Origin of the sequence: Hallella sp. (genome assembly GCF_037460745.1) — a bacterium.
GTDB lineage: Bacteria > Bacteroidota > Bacteroidia > Bacteroidales > Bacteroidaceae > Prevotella > Prevotella faecis.
The window spans coordinates 1-20,973 of the sequence record NZ_JAXVAE010000135.1 but is presented as its reverse complement, the minus strand read 5'-3'; the positions used below and the strand labels follow the sequence as shown (position 1 = coordinate 20,973).

The following is a 20,973-nucleotide window of genomic DNA, read 5'->3' as shown; positions in this document are numbered from 1 at the left end:
CACTTTATTTGATGAATTTTAATAACTATGCGATTTTATCGCATCAGTACTAATCCTTAAACATAAAGGTCTGGCCACTGGCGGCGCGATTCATGAAGTCGAGTTCGAGCGAAGCGTTGCCAACATTCAATTTGTGGCCCAAGGCCATGTAAGAGATGAAGTGGCTCGGCGAATACTCTATCATATTGAGCGAATAAAGCGTATTCAAGAAACCGAAATTGCCTCCCCAAAAAGCATTGTAGGCAAGCATGTCGCGATGCTGGGGAATGTTAAACGGACTTTGGCTCACCTGAAACGCAAAACGATTCTTACCGTTGGTTGTGGTGTAAGAGGCGCTGGCGCCAAACTGGAAGCAAGGAATGTTGTTCCAAAACTCAGAAGATGTATAAATATCGATGGGCGAACGGTCATACTCGTAGCCACCTATCATCACCACCTGCTTACCGGCTGCCACGCCCCAATAACGGTCGGCCTGATAAGAAACATACAACCAATCGGTGGCGTCGAACATATCGTTGCGGTCGATCTTCTTGTTGATGCGTTGTCTCCAAGAGTAAGAGAAATGGTCGTCCACCTGTCCATTGGCAATCAGGAAGAAGTAATCGCCCTTGAAGCCCGAAGCGTCATGGCGAATCTCATTGCCCACGCGGTCGTTCATAAAACTCACACGAGAATGCAGGTCAATGTTCAGAATGGGTTTGTCGTCATCTGCCAACATGGGCAAAGCCAAACACAACAAGCCGGCAACAATAGCTAAACGTGATTTCATAAATAAAGATTAGGTTAATAGAGTTTTTCGTTTCTTAAATCGCAGCAAATATATGAATAAATCCCGAATGTTTTACGATTTAGCCTATCTTTTTTTCATAACATATAAAAATTAACTAAAATCGGATAAGAAAACCTATTGGTGAACGCACACAGAAAAGCGTTGGCAGAAAAGCCAAAGACGAAAACGCCTATTACTCGTGTTTGAGAAAGAACAAAAGCACCCATCGATCGCATGCGGGAAGGCAGGGATAGAGACATCTATCAAATTTGGACAATGGAATAAATATCCATCAAGGACATGCGAGAAGGAAGAGAGAGAATCTTCGATGATGAGTAGAAGAACCGTCCCCCGCGAGAGGAAATATCGCCATTTGTAAAAGAAAGAACCGCCTGAACCAAGAGAAGCTCTTTGCATTTGTAAGAGAAAGCACCGCCTGCTCTGAGAGGAGCCATTACCTTTTGGGAGAGAAAGCACCGCCTGCTCTGAGAGGAGGAACCACCAATGATATATGAAAAGAGGGTGGAATGACGCAAATGGCATTCCATCCTCTTGTTATGCGAATCTCTTAGGCACGGCAATGGGCCGCGCCAGAGATTGAACGGTTTACTTCACAGCAAACTTCACGTTCGACGTCTTGCCGTCGAGCACAGCGTTGAGGTGATAAACTCCTGCGCTGCCATTGGCCACGAGGATCACCTTATCGCCAGCGTGCAGGTTGCGGGCGATCTTCTGAGCGACAAGCTGGCCTGCGTTGTTGTAGAGACGCAAGGTGGCTTCGGCCACATCGCCATTGACCACAACACCAACATTGCCGTTCTCGTCAGCGTCGACCGTGACGTCGCCACCGTCGGCTGTCACGCCTGCAATGCCCGTCGAAGGCACCACATTGACTGTGACCTGATGACTTGCCACGCCGTTGTTGGCATCGGTAGCCGTGAGGGTCAGCACGGTGGTGCCAGCCTTCTTGGCGTTGATGATAAGACCATCCTCTGAGACGAAGACGCTTGCCACCTTCGAATCGCTTGAAGAAGCGGTGCAGGTGAAGTCGTCGCCGTCAGGATCGCTAAAGAGCGTGATGTAGCTGATGACGCCCGACTGCTGTCCTACCTCGTAGGTCAACTCCTCCTGTCCGATGTACTCGGGTGCGCGGTTGGTGAACACCACATTGTAGTTGACGTCGGCTGTCGAAGCGTTGCCGCTGGCATCGGTGGCGTTGATGGCAATCACACCACTGCCCACATTGTCGTAGCCATACTCAGGAGTAATGGCAAACGTAGCCTCGAGCTGTTCGCCCTCAGGCACATTGAACGTTCCATTCTCATAAGTCACACCGTCAGCCTCATTGTAAGAAGCCACCGTGGTATACTCCTTGTTGTCGGAGAAGGTAACCGTGAACTCCTCTTCCTCAGGATCAGCCACAACGACCTTCACCTGAGTGGTCTTGCCTTGGCTTGCTGCCACCACAGCCTCGGGGGCCTCGATGGCCGGAGCCGCATTGCGGTCGAGATAGATGTGGTAATTGACGACGGCGTTTGCGGGGTCGTTGCTCTTCACCACAAGTGTGGCCTTGTTGCCCTTGGCGAAGTAAGTGCTCTTGGCATTGACATGGAACTTCAGCGGCATTGATGTGCCAGCCTCAAGCGTTCCCTCCTTCTGCTCGTTGAGCAACTTGATCCAAGGCTCGCCCTTCTCATGCTCCACGCAAGTCATGAAGTAACCGAAGGCACCTGTGTTCTGCACGTTATCGTAGAGCGCCTCAATGTCGACCCATCCGCCCAGCGACTTCAGGTGAGCCATGTAGCGGTTGGTTTCCATGTCGCCGTCCTTCGAAGCCATGAGCGCCGACGACTTAAAGCCGGCGGGATACTTCAGCACCACGTAGAACGTGTCGGCAGGATTGATATAGATCGGATTGTCGAACTTGAGCATGCGCGGCACACCTTGATAGCTGCCATTGGCCTGAGGCTCCTCGACATCGACATGAATCTTACCATGACCGATGGTCTTCTCTGTAGCCGTGACATCGTTGCCGAGAATCACGGAAGCCTCAATGTCCACATTCTCCAAGTCGCCCACTGTGCCCACAAAGTAGAGATGCGTCAGGTTGAAGCCCTCAGCAGGTGCCTCGTAGCGTGTGGCGGCATAGAAGTTCTCATCGAGTGCGCTGGCACCTGTACCCATCAGGGCAGCGATAGCGCTGCTTACAGGATTGAGCACCGGATAGTAGAGCACATTGTCCTCCAAGCCCTCGGGCACATCATAGAAGAACTTCTGATCGTCCTTCACCTTTCTCAGGCCCAACGCCTTGAGCATGCTCTTACCCTTGAAGGGAGCCACCCAAGCCTCGGTAAACTGCTTGGCGAGGTCGGTTGTGGGATGTGCGATGACGTTGAGTGCCGGTGACGGGTTGTCGCCGCCAAACTCGTCGGAAGCCTCATCGTGGCCCGACGGATCGAGACGCAACGTGTAGTTGAGCTTGTACCCGCCCTCATTCTTCATGTTGACGGTAGCCTCGCCTGCGTAATCGCTCGCCACATTCTCGATATACAGCATATCCTGGTCGAACGAAAGGGCAGGCGCCTCTGTGACATTCACCTTGATGAGCGACTCGTGGGTTTCCTCATCGAGTCCGCTGACGGTGAAGAGAAGCGGATAATCCTTCTGGCGAACCTCATAGGTGTTATAGAGGGTGATGCGGAACTTCACGGGCTCCTTGCCCACAACGATCGGCTCCATCATGCCCGACTTGTAACGCGTCCAAGCCATGGTGCCATTGGCGTCAAGACCAATGTCTGGTCCATCGGGGAAGTCGCCACCGCCATTGTTGGCGTTGGTGTAAACCTCGAGCAAAGCCTCAGGCATTGCCCAAGGATCGTCGGGATCGGAAGCCATGAACAATTCGGAAGCCACATCGTCGATGGTGAATGCCTTCGAGCCCTTGTTCTCTACCGTAAACTCATGGTAGACGGGGTTCATCGGATTCTCGTCGACCACCTGTTCCACGTTCACCACTTCGGGGAACACGGGCTCAGGAGCGCCGGTAATGTTGAGCGTAACAGGAATCTTCACGCTCTCGTTGGCGGGAGCGTTGGTCTTCACGTTAAGCTCGTATTGGTAAACGTCGGCCAACTTATCAGCCAACAGTTCGATAGGCAGGCTTGCGCTCTTACCCGGAGCCAGCACATAGTTCTTATAAGGAGTGAACTCGAGTGCGTTGCCAGCGTTGATGTACATATCTGCCGGTGTGATACCGCGCGTCTCGCTGTGGTCCATGATACCGCACAGACCGAACACACCCAGCTGGAAGCCATTGGGGGCGAGGTCGTATTGGAACTTGAACGAACCGTCCTTACGCAGGATGACCTGGAAGTTCATGCCCTGCATCATGGTGTTGCCATAGTTCTTGTACGACACGACCACGTCGTTCTCGTTAGCCTTGTAATAAACACCGTCGGTCGACGGAGTGTTCATAGAGTGGTTACCCCAGAACGGACAGATGATGTTGCTGTAGAACGTCTCTGTTGTTGGCAGGCTTGCCGGCGGCTCGGGGAACTGCTTGTAATCCTCCACAGGGGCGTCGAACGATACGAAGCCCGTGTTGTAAATGTACATTTCCTTGTACTTCTTGCCGTAGAACGGGAACTCGAACGGCAATGTGACCTTCTTGAAGTCGGTCTTGTCGATGTAGTAAGAGTAAGGCATGTGCTCCGTGTAGTCGGAGGTGATGTCCACCCACTCGAACGGAACGTCGAAGCCATCGCTCTTAGAATGGAACACATAGTCGACCTGCGAGTCGCCCTCTTCTTCCACATCGAGCGCACGATACCATGTGGCGGGCTCGGCCGAGAAGGTGAGGTTCTCGTCGCCATTGTTGGTCACCTTGATGTCGTTCTTCACAACATTCACGCCATAAGGAGTCTCCTCCTCGATAGCTTCGGGGTTAACGCTCCACAGCGGTGTGCCAATGACATTACCCTTGAGAGCCACCTCGAGCGACGTGCCGTCGGCCAATGCGATGACAAGCGCATCCTCTACGGCGCCCTTCTCTTCGGTAGGCAGAACGACAGAGATATCCTTGCCCTGTCCGGCTGGAACATCGAATGCCTCCTTAAGCTCGTCGGCCACGCCAAACTTGCCATTCTTCACGCTCACACCGCTCACGTGCAGCACATCCTTACCGTTGTTGCTCAACAACACCTGGCGCTTCTGCACCGATGTGCGGAACACATCGCCGAAGTCGACAGACTTGACGTCGGTCGCAGCCTCAGCCTTGAGGTTGTCGCCCACAATGTTGGCCTTCAATGTGATGTTGCTGCTGGCGTGTTTCGGATCGTTGGTCAGCACCGTGAGATAGTTGGTCAGTTCACCAGCGTAGAGGTCGTCTCCGGCCGCAAGCGTCACGGTGATGTCCTTGCTGTCGCCGTTTCCGATGTAACCATCGGTGCTCGACAGGCTCTTGACCATCGACTTGGCGGGAGCCACAATCTTGATGGCGCTACCCGTCATGATATCATAATAAGGAGCGTCGACACCCTCGTTGGTCGAGTGTACGAGACTGGCGTCGGTGAATACACACGCGTCGTTGGCCTCGATATTGCTCACGCCCACGAAGTTGTTGCCACCGCTGCCAAACACACCTGCCGGATTATAGTCGTCGTAATAAACCTCGACGCTACCGTCAGGACAAAGGGCCATGTGGAAACTGAGCGTTGTTGTCTCACCGCCACCCTCGGTGGCCGGTGTCACCACATCCTTAAACTTAACATAGAGTTTGCCATCCTTGTGGCCGTAAGAGATCTTACTGTTGCCGCCCATGTCCATCCAACCAGAGTTGGTATAGGCCGATACGTAGCCGAGACCTTGCACACAGTCGCCCGTCGGCACCATGCACGAGATGCGTCCCTCGATGGGCAACATGCTCAAACCGCCGTAAGACGAGATGTAAACCTGATCGTACTCCTTGCCGTAGAACGGGAACTTGAAGCCGACCTTGATCGGACCCGACTGCCAGTTGTTGCTATTGAACTGCGAGGTGATGTCCTGTTCGTCGGCCAACTCAGGCGCCGGCTCATATTCGAACGAATCATCATCACCAACATTCGACTTAATGGTATAACCAAACTTGTGGACACGTGCCGTAGAACCATCGATCTTGGCCGACGAATACTTCGGGAACACGTATTGCAACGGATACTCGCCCGTGTTCTTCAGCGTCACGGTAGCGGTCTTTGTCTCACCGCCCACCTTCAGGTCGCCGAGGTCGAACTCGCTGTTAGCCACCTCAAGGGTTGCCGTGGCCGAAGCCACACCGCGCACGACGAACGTGTGCTTGATGCCGTTCTTGTCGGTCAGAGTGATGTTGCTGGTGAAATTGCCAGCCTTTGTAGGCTTGAATGTCACAGGCAGCTTGCCGGTAGAACGAGCCGCGATGTCCTGCATGCCCTTCGACACATCAAACTGATCGGACGACGACTTCACATTCTTCTTGTTTTGCAGGTAGCCATATTCGCCACCAAACACGCCGTATCCACTGTTGGTCAGCTCCACATCGATGGTCTTCTTCTGACCCACGAGCAGGTTGCCAAAATCAATGAGCTGCTGACTGTGCAACTCAGGCAGGTAGCCCTTGACCGTCATGGTGAGCGCCACCTTCTTCTTCGAGTCGACCGCCTCGTTGGTCTTCACATGGATGTTGAACTTATAGGTTCCGTTGACGAGCTTCTGTCCGTCGTTCTTAAGCGTCACCGCCTGGCTCTCACCTGGGCGCACCTCACCGCTAATAGGCTCTGGGTTGAGCACCTGGCTCCAATCGGGATTTGCGCTGATGGCCTGCACGGCCCATGTGAGATGGTCGGATACTGCCTCGAAGCTTGAGCCCTTGAGCACCTCGGTGAGCTGTGTCCATGTGGCACCGTTGTTGGAACTGTAGAAGCTATACTGCGCCACATCGTCGCGGCTTGTCTTACCAGCGCCGAGCGGATTCTTGGCTCCGGCAGGGAACTTAGCCACCACCCAGAAGCTTGTGCCGGGCGCGAAATAGATCTGTTCGCCCAGCGTGATGTTATAGTTGTAAGCCCACAGGCTATAGTCGACTTTCTGAATGAGGCTTGCCGTTGAGATCGAACGCGAACCGTCGTAAATCTCAATCACAGGATCCTCACCATTGTGGCCTTGGAATTTCAGGGCCGTCAGGTTGAATCCATTGGGATAGGTCTTCTTGTCGACATAGAAATACTGAGCCAAAGCGTTAGGCATCTTCACGTCCGACTCACCCAGATAGCTATAGAGCGTCTCCGAGTAGGTGAGAGTGGTGGGCCAATCAGAAGCCTGATAGTCGCTTGATGCCACGACGTTACTCTTGGCAAGCGTGGGAGCCACGGTTCCGCTGAAGGGCACCACCTGGCCAGGCGTCGGCTTTTCAGCGCGCGCCTTAGTCGACATCGTGGCACGTGTCGTGGCAGTTGTGAGTTGGTACTTCAGCATACCCTCGCCAGCGTTCTTGATGTTGAATGAAGCCTCTGCCGTAGGAGCGTTGGCAGCGTCGACCGTCATGTTGAGCGTCGTCTTATCCACCTGCACCTTCGGACCTGCGTTGGTCGTAGCATCCTTCACGGGCGACATGGCCGAAGCCTTACCCCAACGGTTGTAAGCCACGATGGCGAAGTAATATTTCGTAGAAGCCTTCAGTCCTTCGAGCTCGTAAGCCACCGGCTCGCCAGAGTACTTAAACTTAGTGTCCACCGACACCGAGTTGAGCTTATTGAGGTTATCGTTGGCTGTAAACGGCTCCGTGCTATAATATATAACATGGTGGTCGATGCTCTTCTCCTCAGTATCGGGGATGATCCATTCGATGAGGGCGTTGTCGTGCGAAGCAGTCACCGTAAAGTCGGCCACGGCCTCAGGCACGCTACCCTCCTTGCCTTGCAGCGCCTTGTAAGCATCGATGTAACCCGATCCCATCAGTCCCGCATAGGTGGGGTTCTTGGTATAGAGATCGTTCACCGACGTGGTGAGGAGCGTGCGAAGCGTCTCGTTAGAGAAGTTCTTGTTGCCATATTTCGAGAGGATGAGCGCTGCGATACCCGACACATGCGGGCAGGCCATTGATGTACCCTCGTTGTAGCCATAGCTGCTGTTGGGCAATGTGCTCAACACGCCATACTGCTCACCATAGTCCTCCAGTCCACCAGGAGCGGTTACATCGACCCACTTTCCATAGTTGGAATAGCTGGTCACCATACCGTCGGCTCCCATAGAACCCACGGCCACCACCTCGTCGAGGCATCCAGGATAGAAATTGCCTTCCTCGCCATTGTTTCCAGCTGCGAAGATGCAGAGTCCACCGTTCATCTTCTCGCCGCCGCCGTTCTTCGTGAAATATCTCACGGCTTCCGAGACGGCCTTGTCCTCCTCGTCAGCCATACCCATACCCCATGAGCACTGGGCGATGCTTGCGCCACGGTCGGCAGCATAGACGAGCGCTCCTGCGAAGTCGGCCTCTGCCGAGCTACTCGCACGTGAGTCGAACACTTGGCAAACCATCATCTTCACACCACCAGTGCCATCAGCTCCACCGGCCACACCCGACACACCAATGCCGTTGTTGTTGGTGGCGCCCACCGTACCAGCCACGTGTGTGCCGTGTGAATGTGCGTTGATGTTCGAAGAGTTGATCACGAAGTTGTAACCATACACGTCGTCGACGAATCCATTGCCGTCGTCGTCCACACCGGGTTCACCGTTGAGCTCAGCCTCGTTGACCCAGAGGTTGTCCTTCAGGTCGGGGTGGTCGATTTGGAAGCCACCATCGATGATGGCCACAATGACATCCTTCGATCCCGTTACACCACTCTCCCAGGCAGGGAACACGTTGATGTCGTTCCCTGCCACGGTTCCTTCGATGGACCCGTTGTTGTAGTAGTGCCACTGCTTAGGCAGCAAGGGGTCGTTGAACGGCATGGTAGAGAGCGCCTTCTGCACCCATGTCACATCGGTTGGCGACACGGCGCGGAAGCTCTCGCCTCCGTAAGGTTGGTAGATGGGTATGCGCTGCGCATACTCCACACCAGCTGTCGACTTGTAAAGATTGCGTGCCTGAGCGGTTGTCATACCGTCTTCCACGAAGGTGACGTCGTACCAGCGGTCGAGGCCAGCAGCCTTGTGCTTGGCCTCATCCTTACCTGCGTACGGGAACACACGCTTCATGCTCACAGCCCTCACTTTCTGCGCAACGCGATCGAGCGTCGTCGCACCGGTCGTTACGTACTGAGCCTTTGCCTTCTTCTGCACACTTCCATTCGGCAGGGTTACCTGCTGGAGCAACGTCGCCACCTCCGGCTGGAGTTTCACGCGAACCTTACCCTCTACGTAATGGGGTTCAGATGTAGCTAAGAGCCTTTGTGCGTCGGCAGTGGCAATGCCCAACAAGAGCATCAAACTGCACAGACCCATAATCAAGTTCTTTTGCATATCGGTAAAATTAAAAATAAAAAAAATAATCTATCTTCACATGGTTTGCGCTTCGCAACGCAGTTGTATGGTATATTTTCCTGTCGTCCTCCTGTCTGCAACGTATAATATAATATGGTATTCCTCCTACAATCGTCTCTTACTTCTTCTTGGTGTTTTCCACCACATTCCCCCTTCATTCCACGAATGACAGTGCAAACGAGCACCATGAAAACTTGCTTTCAAAGGGCCGAATGCAACCTATCTTTTTGCAAAGATAATACAAAAAAACGTAAATCCTTGCACAAATTTTTACTTTTTTTTAGGAGACCTTTTCTCCTGCCATCGCGTTATTCTTTTCTTCCCGTTCGCCTTCGCGTGGGCTACGACACGTGCCATGAGGCCCTATGTTTATGCCCGAGCCAAGGGTCGACATTCCCCTATAACCAAAAGAAAAAGCCTCCGAGGAACGATTCCCCAGAGGCTTTTTATCTTATCTGATTAGGTTTACTCACCCATCATCTTATTGAATTCGTCGAGCGACACACTCTTCTTGTTCAATGTAACCACACCCTTGAGGGCCTCAACGAGCTTGGCGTCGATGGCGCGGTCAACAAACTGCTGCTGTGCCTCCTTCTTCTTGAGCAACTCATCGGCGTAGTTGTCGACGTACTCCTGGGGCACATTGCTCATGCCATACTGGGCAAACTGAGCCTTGGCCATCTCGCGAGCGGCGCTCTTCACGTCCTCGTCCTCGATCTTCACACCGAGGGCCACAGCGATCTTGCTGCGGATGAGGCTCCAGCTGAGCTCCTTGATGCTGGGCTCATAGTTCTTGTCGATGAACTCCTGGTCCTTATCCTTGTTGTTCTGCTTCATGATGCGCTTGAGCAGTGAGTCGGGATAAGTGAGCTGCCCCACCTTGTCCTCAGCGTACTTGCGCACGTCCATCAGGAACTTCATGTCGCTGTCGAGAGCCAGCTGAGCCTTCAGGCCCTCAGCGATCTTCTCGCGGAACTCCTTCTCGTCCTTAACGGCGTCCTTGCCGAATGTGAGGTCGAAGAGCTCCTGGTCCACGGCGTGCTTCTCGAAGTGCTGCACGCTTGTGATCTGATAGCTGAAGTCGCCAGTGTACTCAGCCACCTTCTCGCGGTCCACCTTCAGCAGTGATGACAGCTCATAGTTGCTGCCCTCGTAAGCCTTGCTGGGGTTGAAGGTGATGATATCTCCGGGCTTGCAACCGTCGAAGAGTTTCTTCTGGTCGTCGCTCTTGAGGTACTTAGGCATCACTGAAGCAGCCTCAACGGTGAGACCACCCTCCAAGGTGTTGCCCTCAGCGTCGAGCTGGCGCAGGTCGCCCTTCAGCACGTCGCCATCCTCATAGTGGTCGGCCTCCACGTTCTGTCCCATGCGCGATGCGAACATCTCCACCTGTGAGTCGATGAGCGTGTCGTCGGCAGCGATCTCATAGTAGTCGACTGTATCGTTGGCGTCGAGCTTGATGTCGAACTCAGGAGCCACGGCAATGTCGAACATGAATGTGTAGGGACCGTCCTTCTCGAGGTCTTGGGGCTGCTGCTTCTCTGAGGCGAGGGGCTCGCCGAGCATAGCGATGTTGTTGTCAGCGATATACTTCTGCAACTCATCACCCAGAACCTTATTGATGGCGTCCATCTTCACAGCCGAGCCAAAGCGGCGGCGAATCATGCCCATAGGCACTTGGCCGGGGCGGAAGCCAGGCACATTGGCGGTCTTGCGGTATTCTTTCAGGGTCTTCTCAACCTCTGCCTTGTAGTCGTCGTCCTCAACGGTAATGGTCAACAGGCCATTGATCTTGTCGGGGTTCTCAAATGATACTTTCATCTTTTAAGTTGTATTTTTGTTTTTATGAATAATCTGCGATTGGCAATCATGCAATGCGAGTTGCAAAATTACGCAAATTTCACGAATATGCCTAATATAAAAGGTAAAAATTGTGTTTTCGCCCTGTTTGCGCCTGTGGCGGGGCGCCTCAGCGCGCTTTCGGTCAGCCCTGCGTCTCGGCCAAGAGATCTCGACGGGCGCCAACGGCGAAGGCTCGGTCTTCCTCGTTCGACTGGAACTTTCTGTACACGAAGTTCTCGCTGAGATAGTTCTTTCTCACGATCTTGTTGGCGGCCAAGCTCTCGGGGTCGCCCTGGAAGAGGATGCGTCCCTCAAACAAGAGGTAGGCTCGGTCGATGATTGAGAGCGTCTCCTGCACGTTATGGTCGGTGATGAGGATACCTATGTTGCGGTATTTCAGTCGCCACACGATGTGCTGGATGTCTTCCACGGCGATGGGGTCCACACCGGCGAAGGGCTCGTCGAGCATGATAAATTTCGGGTCGATGGCCAAGCAGCGCGCAATCTCCGTGCGTCGGCGCTCACCTCCCGAGAGGCGGTCTCCCATGTTCTTGCGCACCTTCTGCAATCGGAACTCGGCAATGAGGCTTTCCAACTTGTCGAGCTGTTGCTGGTGTGTGAGCTTCGTCATCTCGAGCACCGACATGATGTTGTCCTCCACGCTGAGCTTTCTGAACACGCTGGCCTCCTGCGGCAGGTATCCGATACCTGCGCGGGCACGCTTGTAAACGGGGTATTTGGTAATCTCCTCGTCGTCGATGTAGACATGTCCCTCGTTGGGGATGACCAGTCCGGTGGTCATATAGAACGACGTGGTCTTTCCGGCGCCATTGGGTCCGAGCAGTCCCACAATCTCGCCTTGCTTCACGTTGATGGTCACACCGTTGGCCACGGTGCGCTTGCCGTAGCGCTTCACCAGTCCTTCGGTATGGAGCATCTTATGCTTCAGGCGCTTGTCGAGATGTGCCTCCACCTCCTCAGGACTCATGCGTTCTATTTCAGCACGTTCCAGCCTTTGATTCTCGGCCACGTTTGTTGTCTCTGTCATAATTTCCGATTTGGCTGCAAAAATACTAAAAAAAAAGAAGAACGCCTAATGGTTGATAGTTAAGTGAAGTCAAAAAAACAAAAGACCCAACATTACCCACCTGTTGGCCACACACTACATGAACTGCGCCCCCCGCCGCCTCACGCCACGCCCTCCCATTCGCGCAACCCCGACCGCCCGTTGGCCTCAGAAGGCCGAACCCATGGATTTTGCAGGGCCTTGGGTTCACAATCCGCTATTATCCCAAATTGGTCATTAGACCAAAATTGGGGAAATAGTAGGATGTAACAAACACTAACAAGAATTGAAATCTAATGACCAATTTGGGATTATTTGGGCCTTTTGCCAAAGATTTCTGCCTGTTTCCGCCTGTTTCTGATGGTTTATGGCTAAATTTGTGTGAACAACATACCACATCATTGATCCATGACCAACCTAAGTTTCGACAGATACCTGCACACGCTGCCCATTGGCGAGGTGGCGCCAAGCGTCAACGATGCGCTGCGCGACCACTCGGCGGTGGTTGTCACCGCACCTCCCGGAGCGGGAAAATCGACCCTGCTCCCGCTGACCCTATACCAAGGGCAGGCTGAAGCCGACGAGAAGGTGGTGCTGCTTGAGCCTCGGCGCGTGGCCGCCCGGCAGATAGCGGAGCGCATGGCCGAGATGACCCACACGGCCGTGGGCGACCTGATAGGCTACAGGGTGAGATTCGAGAGCAAGGTGTCGACTCACACACGCATAGAAGTGCTCACCGAGGGTGTGCTGACGCGGATGATGGTGGACGACCCGACACTCGACGGCATATCGACCATCATCTTCGACGAGTTTCACGAGCGCAGCATCATCACCGACGCGGCCTTGGCCCTTGTGCGCGAAACGCAACGCACCATTCGTCCCGACCTGAAAATCGTGGTCATGTCGGCCACGATCGACACCTCCGCCATCTGCCACGCGCTGAACGCGCCCCTGGTGGAGAGCCGCGGAAGGATGTTCGACGTGGAGGTGGTGTATGGCAACGACATCAGCGCCTACCAATGTGCTGAGGAGGTGGCGGCCACGGTGTGCCAGGCGTGGCGCGATACCGACGGAAGCATTCTCGCCTTTTTGCCGGGCGAGGCCGAGATTGGCAAGTGCTGCGAGATGCTCGCTAGCAGCTTCACCAGCGACACGGTGCTCTATCCGCTCTACGGGCGCCTGTCGCCCAGCGAGCAGCGGGCGGCCATCGCCCCTCCCAGGAGCGGGGAGCGCAAGATTGTGCTGGCCACGCCCATTGCCGAGACGTCGATAACGATCGAAGGCGTAACGGTGGTGGTCGACTCGGGATTGTGCCGCCGAATGGTCTACGATGAGTGCAACGCCCTGGAGCATCTGGAGACGGTGCGCATCTCCATGGACATGGCTCAACAGCGAACCGGACGGGCCGGACGTGTGTCGGCGGGCCGATGCTACCGCCTGTGGAGCAAAGCCGCCGAGGCCCGACTGGAGGCGTGTAGGACTCCCGAGATCATGACCGCCGACCTAACAGCGCTCGCCCTCGACATAGCGGCGTGGGGCGGCACCGCAATGGAGCAGATGCCTTGGATGACACCGCCACCCGCCAACCACATACGGCGCGCTGAGGAGCTGCTGAGAAGTCTTGGCGCCATCGACCACCGAGGGCGCATCACGACGCATGGCGAGGCCCTGTCGAAGTTGCCTTGCCACCCGCGCATAGCGCAGATGCTGGTCAAGGCCAACAGCAACGCCCTGAAGGCGCTGGCCACCGACATCGCCGCATTGCTCGAGGAGCGCGACCCGCTCTCCAACGACAACGACGCCGATCTCAACCGGCGCGTCATCGAGTTGAGGGAGGCGCGACGCCGGCGGGCGCTAGGACGCTGGAAGCGCATCGCCCTGATAGCCGAGCAATACTGCCACATGGTTCGTGTGGGCGAGGACAACCAAGCGTCGTCGGCCTACGACACGGGCATGCTGGTGGCCGTGGCCTACCCCGAGCGCATAGCCAAGGCGGACCCCGACGGCACATACCGTATGGCCAACGGCGAGCATGTCGCCCTCGACACCAACGATAGCCTGCATGGCTACCCACTGCTGGCCGTGGCCGCTGTGGGACGAAAAATTTTCCTTGCCTCGCCAGTCGATGAGGCAACGGTCGACCCCTTGGCAAGCGATTACGACCGAATCGCTTGGGACGACGCGTTGGGACGGGTGACGGCCACACGCGAACGGCGCATCGGAAGCATCCTGTTGTCCACCAAGCCGTTGGAGGCGGTGCCCCACGACAAGGCCGTAGCCATCGTGGCGCAAACGCTGAAACGGGAGGGGCGCAGCCTGCTCAACCTCTCCGACGGGTTCCAACAATTACAACGACGCATAGCCACCTGCGCCAGTTGGCATGCGGAGCTCGCGCTGCCCGACGTGTCTACCGACGGCTTGCTTCAGAAAACGGAGGAGTGGCTGCCGATGTACGTTGGCAGGTCGGTCAACGCGACGGAACTGAAAAAGATCGACATGGCGGCGGTGCTGTGGGCGCAGCTATCCTATGAGCAGCAACAAGCGGTGGAGCAGCTGGCACCCTCCCACATCGTGGTGCCCACAGGCAGTCGTATCAGGGTCGACTATCGTGAGGGGGCCGACGCGCCGGTGCTCAGCGTCCGCCTGCAGGAGTGCTTCGGCATGACCGACACGCCTTGTGTTGACAATGGCTCACGGCCTGTGCTGATGGAACTGCTGTCGCCGGGATTCAAGCCTGTGCAGTTGACCAAGGACTTGCGAAGTTTCTGGAACAACGCCTATTTCGAGGTGCGCAAGGAACTGAAGCGCCGCTATCCCAAGCATCATTGGCCCGACAACCCCTTGGAAGCCGAGGCGGTAAGGGGTGTGAAGCGAAAGCCCAACAACAAAGGCGGGGCCTGACCATCGGTCCTCCCATACAAAGGCGACATATCACAACCCAGCCCAACAACAAATATCATTCATTCATAACACAACCTTATCACAACACCAAGCAAATGACTTACAAAGCAATCGTGCTCGATCTCGACGGAACACTGACCAACAATAAGAAAGAGATAACACCCAAGACCCGCGAAGCCCTGCTGAGCGCCCAACGCAATGGAATGCGCGTCATCCTGGCATCAGGACGCCCCACCTACGGCATACGCCCTCTTGCCGACGAGTTGCAAATAGGCCAACAGGGCGGCTACGTCATGGCTTACAATGGCGGTTGCGTCACCCAATGGGACAACAAAGCCATCATCTTCAACCAAACGCTCAATGCCGACCTCGTGCCCATCCTGTATCGGGCAGCCAAAGAAGATAGCCGCCACTTTGAGATCCTCACCTATCAGGGCGAGGGCATAGCCGCCACCGACATCAGCAATGAGTATGTGCGCCACGAGGCGTTCATCAACAAGATGCCCCTCACCCAATACGACGACTTCGTCCATCAGGTGCAATATCCCATCAACAAGTGTCTCATTGTGGGCGACCCCACCCCACTCGCCCTGTTGGAACGCCATCTGGCCCAGACCCTGCAAGGCCAGTGCAGCGTCTACCGTTCCGCCGACTTCTTCCTGGAGTGTGTGCCACTCGGCATCGACAAGGCTGCCTCGCTCGCACGTCTCCTGCCCACCCTCGGCCTGACACGCGAGGAGATCATTGCCGTAGGCGACGGCCACAACGACATCTCCATGATCGAATATGCCGGACTGGGCGTGGCGATGGCCAATGCCGCCGACGCCACCAAGGCGAAAGCCGACTACATCACCCGCTCCAACGAGGAGGACGGCGTGGCCCACGTGCTGCAGAAGTTCTGTGGCGTGGAATGAGATTGGAATGGACGAAGAAGCCCTGCCTGTTCCATGCGCCCAGCTAAAGATGAAAATTTTGCAGTGATATAATGGCCGTATGGGAAAAATGAGATATATTTGCAGAGTATTTGCTTAAACTCCATATGAGTACTAATTAAAAAGGAATAGGTCATGATGCGAACCATTCTGTTGCTATACCTATTATTATTGCCCCTTTTGTCTTTTGCCCAAGGCAAGATAGGCTATGCCTATGACGCCGCGGGCAACCGGGTGAAACGCGAAGTCGTGTTGCCCGTCCGCCAGACGAAGAGCAGGCAGCATGCAGCCAAGCCAGCCTCGCCCAAGCTCTCCGACCAGCTCACGGGCCACACGGTGACGATTACTCCAGACCCCACCACCGGGACGGTGCGCGTACGCCTGTCCCGTCTGTCGGCCTCGGACCGATGCACCGTGGCCGCTTACACCTCCCAGGGCGCAGAGGTCTATGCCGCAAGTCCCACGACGAACGACGGTGACGTGGACCTCCGAGTCGACCTAAGCCGCCAGCCTGCCGGTGTCTACCTCCTCAGAATCACTGTCAACGACCACACAAGCACATGGAAAATCACTCGCAAATGACAAGGACACGGAGAGACTGGTTGCTCATTCTCCTTCTGACGCTCGTCCCCCTCACGTGCGCTTGGGCCTTCTTGCCCAGCAGGCACGAGGTGGGCCCTTCCGCAGCGGCAGAATTTGCCTTGTCGACCCACCTTGTCGATCCCACCGACACAACCGACACAACCACCTCACAGTCGCCTGCCACACCGCAGGTCATCGGTTACATTGACAAAGATCCCAGCCTCCCCGGTATCCCCATAGACTCGCTGTATCCCAAGCCACCCCGCGACTCAATTCCCTTCAAGCCCCTCGACAGGAGAGGTCCTGTGGGCACGCCCTCAGGCATCGTTTCTGTAAGCGCAACGGGCGCCGCCACTTACAACCTTGACATTCAGGTGCCCGACGGTGGGGGACTGACACCGCACCTGAGCCTTACTTACGACAGCCAGAAGGGCGGATACGGTCTGGCGGGCTATGGAATTGGAATCACCGACCTATCGGCTATTACCCGCGGTGGCTGCGACCTGTTCCACGACGGCGCGCAACGGGGCGTGACCTACACGGACGCCGACAACCTCTTCCTCGACGGGAAGCGACTCGTTCTCCTCTCGGGCATCCGCGGACGCGACGGCGCCACCTACACGGTGGAGGGCGACCCTTACACGAGCGTGACGACCCACGGTGGTGACGAGTGGTTCACGGTGGCCACGCCCTCAGGCATGACCTACGAGTACGGCCGCACCATCGGCTCCCGACTGGCCTACACCGACAGGCGGGGCGCGCAACATGTGGCCTCGTGGCATGTCACCAAGGGCAGGGACAGCCACGCGAACACCATCACCTACACCTACGCACTCTCGGGCCTGTCAATCAGGCCCACATCAATCACCTACGGCACCAATGAGGCCAAGGCGCGCGGCATTACCTGCAAGGTAGCCTTCGCCTACCGCTCCCTGGGTGACAACACACGCCCCTTCACTTTGGGCGACCAGCGCGGACGGACGAACTTCAGCCTATCCACCATCACCACGTCGTGCAACGACTCTGTATACCGCACCTACACGCTCACCTATGACGACGCCCTTGACCAGTCGTCCGGCAAGTGGACACGCCTGGCCAAGGTTGAGGAGGCCAACGGACGGGGCGAGAAGTACCCGCCCGTGAAACTCACGTGGAAGCCCCTGCCAGCCTTCTCACCCGTGGCCACAACGCTGAAGGTGCAAACAGAGGACATAGACAGGGCGGTCATCGAGAAGGGCAAGTACTTCCTCGCCACCGACCTCAACGGCGACGGCGTGAGCGACATCATCCGCGTTTCGTCGGCCCAAGTACCCAACACGGACAAGGGCGGCCGCACGCTTTACACCCGTGTGTATGTTAGCCGCAGCCACATGCAGCCCACGGGCGAGATCGTCTACGACAACATGCCCGTCATCTGCACCCTGCCGCCCTGTTTCTCGTACCACGGCATCAAGTGCCTGCTGTCGGGCGCATCCGTCATGGACTTCGACGGCGATGGCTACAACGACCTATTCTTCGCCTTCGGAAGCACCGAAAAAGGTAAGGGGGGCGGCGACAATTGGAGGAATACGGTGCTCTACGTCATCAAGGGCAGTGACGTGGCGAAAAGCAGGAACTGTGAGCCGGAAGGCCAGTTCATCCAATTGGACTCGGTGAATACGGAGCCGCTCTTCGCGACCCTCGACCTGAACGGCGACGGCAAGGACGAGATCCTCTGTATATGGCCGCGCCCGTCGAACGGCCGATACCCATGCGCCATTGTGAAATACCTGGACGACCGACTGCGCGATGTCACCCTGACGAAACTGACCCTGCCCACGGGCGTCAAAAAGGACATCGCCAAGGTGTTCACCGGCGACTACAACAACGACGGGCTCACAGACCTCATCCTGCTCTACGACGGCGGCTACAAGATCTACTTCAACAAAGGCGGGGATGCCATCCCCAACCGATTTGGCGAGGACCGGGTGGCCGAGGGCACAACGATCGGCGACAGTTGGCGCATGGAGCAAGGCGACATCGACGGTGACGGGTTGGCCGACTTCATTCTCAACAGGCGAGGCGAGCGAACGCTGCGCATCGCACGCAACAACGGTGACGGCACCTTCACCCTCAGCCAGACTGCCGACCTCGGGGTGGGCGACCACGCTTCGCTCAAGGACGACGACCACTTCTCCATCCATATCCTCGACCTCGACCACGACGGCCGATCCGACGCCATAGTGTGCAAGGCCGCCTACGTGCACCACGGCTTCCCCAAGTTCAACAACGAGTACACAGGCACAAAGGTTATGTGGCTGCTGTCAGACGGAACGACGCTAAAGACTGCGCGCACCCTCACAAAGACGCGCGAGGACGACGCTCTGGAGAGCACCCTCTTCACGGGCGACTTCAACGGCGACGGCAGCCTGGAGCTGGCCAACTATGGCACGCGCCTGACCGACACCGATGACAAGACGGCCGACAAGGTCCACTATTACAGAACGGGCGGCGACCTGTCAGCCGCCGGCCGCCTCACCGGCGTGACCGACGGGCTGGGCGCCACCACCACCATCCGCTACGCCTTCGCCACAAGCCCCACGGTATACACGCAGAGCACCGGTGGCGCCTATCCCGTGAACACCTACACGCTGCCCATCCCCGTCGTGGCCGGGACGACGCGCCCGGGCGGCGCGGCCGGCTACCAGGAGACGCGCTACCGCTACCAGGACCTGCGCATCCACGTTGCCGGCCGCGGCGCGCTCGGCTTCGGTGCCGTGACCGCCGACAACACCACCCTCGGAACGTCGGAAACCTGCCGCGCGGACCAATGGGACGAGACCCTCTGGATACCCACGCGCACGACCGCAACGACCACCGTGCGCGAAGCCACGAGCACCGTGGCGTCACAATACACCGTGGCCCACACGGGCGGTACCCACTTCGCCTACATCTCCCACAAGGACGTCACCGACCTCGACGGCAACACCGCCACGACCGACACCCGCTACGACACGGCCAAGGGCGTAGTGACCGAAGAGACCGTCTACAACGGCGGCGACAACATGTACAAGCGGGTGGCCTACGACGACTACCAGCGCAAGGGCGGCATGTGGCTGCCCGGCAGGATGACCCTAACGCAGAAGCACGCCGACAACGCGGCGCCCCACACATCGGTCACCGCCTACCAATACGACGACAGGGGCGACGCGATCGCCATCACGGTGAACAGCGGCACCGACCTGGCCCTCACCACCACCAACACCCACGACGCCTACGGCAACACGCTGACATCGGTCACCACGGGCCGGGGCGTGAAGCCCGTCACCCATCGCCACGAGTACGACCCCACGGGCCGTTTCGTCATCCGGGCCACCACCAACCCGGCCTCGACCGTCACCGCCTACACACGTGACCTGTGGGGCAACGCACTGACGGAGCGTGACGAGACCGATCCCTCGCGCCCCCTCACTACCCGCCACACTTATGATGGCTGGGGGCGGCGACTGACGACTGTCCGTCCCGACGGCACGCAGACGGCGCGCGAGACTAACTGGAGCTTCCGCGGCGACAGGTATTGTGAGAAGGTGACCTCCACTGGCCAACCGCCCGTCACCACCTGGTACGATATCGTAGGCCATGAGCTCTCGCGCGAGACGGTGGGCCCCAAGGGGCTCAAACTCACCACCACCACTAACTACAACACACAGGGGCGCATCTCGCGCGTGACGGACAAGCGCGGCAAACAGACAATCACCACCGACTACACCTACGACGACCGCGGACGACTGGCGCAGGCCGTGTCGAGCACGGGGCAGTCGGTCACCCACGCCTACAATGGCCGTACGGAAACGACAACCCTCGCTGGGCGCACGTACGCCAAGACGTACGACGCCTGGGGCAACCTCGTCCGCTCGGACGACCCCGCGGGCGTGACACGCTACCGCTACGCCTCCGTGGGCAAGCCCCAACGGGTGAGCGCCCTGGGCGCCGTGACGAAGATGGCCTACGACGAGGCCGGCAACCGGCTGACGCTCTCCGACCCCGACGCTGGCACCACACGCTCCACCTACGCTGCCGACGGCACGCCGCTGACCGAGACCGACGCGCGCGGCGTGGTAACGGCTCACACCTACGATGACCTGGGGAGGCTGGTGTCATCACAGGTCGGCGGGACCATCGTCACCCGCACCTATGGCACGGTAGGCAACGAGCGGCTGCGGCTGGTGAAAGAGACCGCTGGCGGCAACACGGTGGAGTACACCCACGACGCGCTGGGCCGCGTCGTCACGGAAAAGCGGCATGTCGAAGGCGACGGCGACTACACGTTCGCCTATGCCTATAATGAAAAAGTACTAGTGATGCGATATTAATCGCTTAACTATAGTTATATATTTGATATTTAA

General features: G+C 56.9%; 8 protein-coding genes. 4 read left to right on the top strand and 4 right to left on the bottom strand.

Features of this window, described 5'->3' with window-relative positions; translation table 11 throughout:
• Positions 1–49: 49 nt before the first annotated feature.
• From WKK33_RS09340 to lptB, 4 genes are all read right to left on the bottom strand, one after another.
• Positions 50–769, bottom strand: a complete 720-nt coding sequence (locus WKK33_RS09340; RefSeq protein WP_337933559.1) for a porin — start codon at positions 767–769, stop codon at positions 50–52.
• A 606-nt stretch (positions 770–1,375) separates the two neighbouring features.
• Positions 1,376–9,244, bottom strand: coding sequence for a S8 family serine peptidase (locus tag WKK33_RS09335; RefSeq protein WP_337933558.1), 7,869 nt, complete (start codon positions 9,242–9,244; stop codon positions 1,376–1,378).
• A gap of 486 nt (positions 9,245–9,730) precedes the next feature.
• Positions 9,731–11,086, bottom strand: a complete 1,356-nt coding sequence (gene tig, locus WKK33_RS09330) for a trigger factor (RefSeq protein WP_337570101.1) — start codon at positions 11,084–11,086, stop codon at positions 9,731–9,733.
• A gap of 163 nt (positions 11,087–11,249) precedes the next feature.
• Positions 11,250–12,095 (bottom strand): LPS export ABC transporter ATP-binding protein, encoded by an 846-nt coding sequence (gene lptB / locus WKK33_RS09325; protein WP_215759909.1) that lies wholly within the window; start codon positions 12,093–12,095, stop codon positions 11,250–11,252.
• A 486-nt stretch (positions 12,096–12,581) separates the two neighbouring features.
• On the opposite strand from lptB, the gene hrpB reads away from it, so the two are divergent.
• From hrpB to WKK33_RS09305, 4 genes are all read left to right on the top strand, one after another.
• Positions 12,582–15,074, top strand: coding sequence for an ATP-dependent helicase HrpB (hrpB, locus tag WKK33_RS09320; protein WP_337933557.1), 2,493 nt, complete (start codon positions 12,582–12,584; stop codon positions 15,072–15,074).
• A gap of 95 nt (positions 15,075–15,169) precedes the next feature.
• Positions 15,170–15,988, top strand: coding sequence for a Cof-type HAD-IIB family hydrolase (locus WKK33_RS09315; protein ID WP_337933556.1), 819 nt, complete (start codon positions 15,170–15,172; stop codon positions 15,986–15,988).
• A 153-nt stretch (positions 15,989–16,141) separates the two neighbouring features.
• Complete coding sequence (locus WKK33_RS09310; protein ID WP_337933555.1) at positions 16,142–16,588, top strand: T9SS type A sorting domain-containing protein; 447 nt, start codon at positions 16,142–16,144, stop codon at positions 16,586–16,588.
• Positions 16,585–20,940 carry an FG-GAP-like repeat-containing protein gene (locus WKK33_RS09305; protein ID WP_337933554.1) on the top strand — a complete coding sequence of 1,452 codons (4,356 nt, stop codon included), beginning with the start codon at positions 16,585–16,587 and terminating at the stop codon, positions 20,938–20,940. The genes WKK33_RS09310 and WKK33_RS09305 overlap by 4 nt, the downstream gene beginning before the upstream one ends.
• The last annotated feature ends 33 nt before the right edge of the window (positions 20,941–20,973 follow it).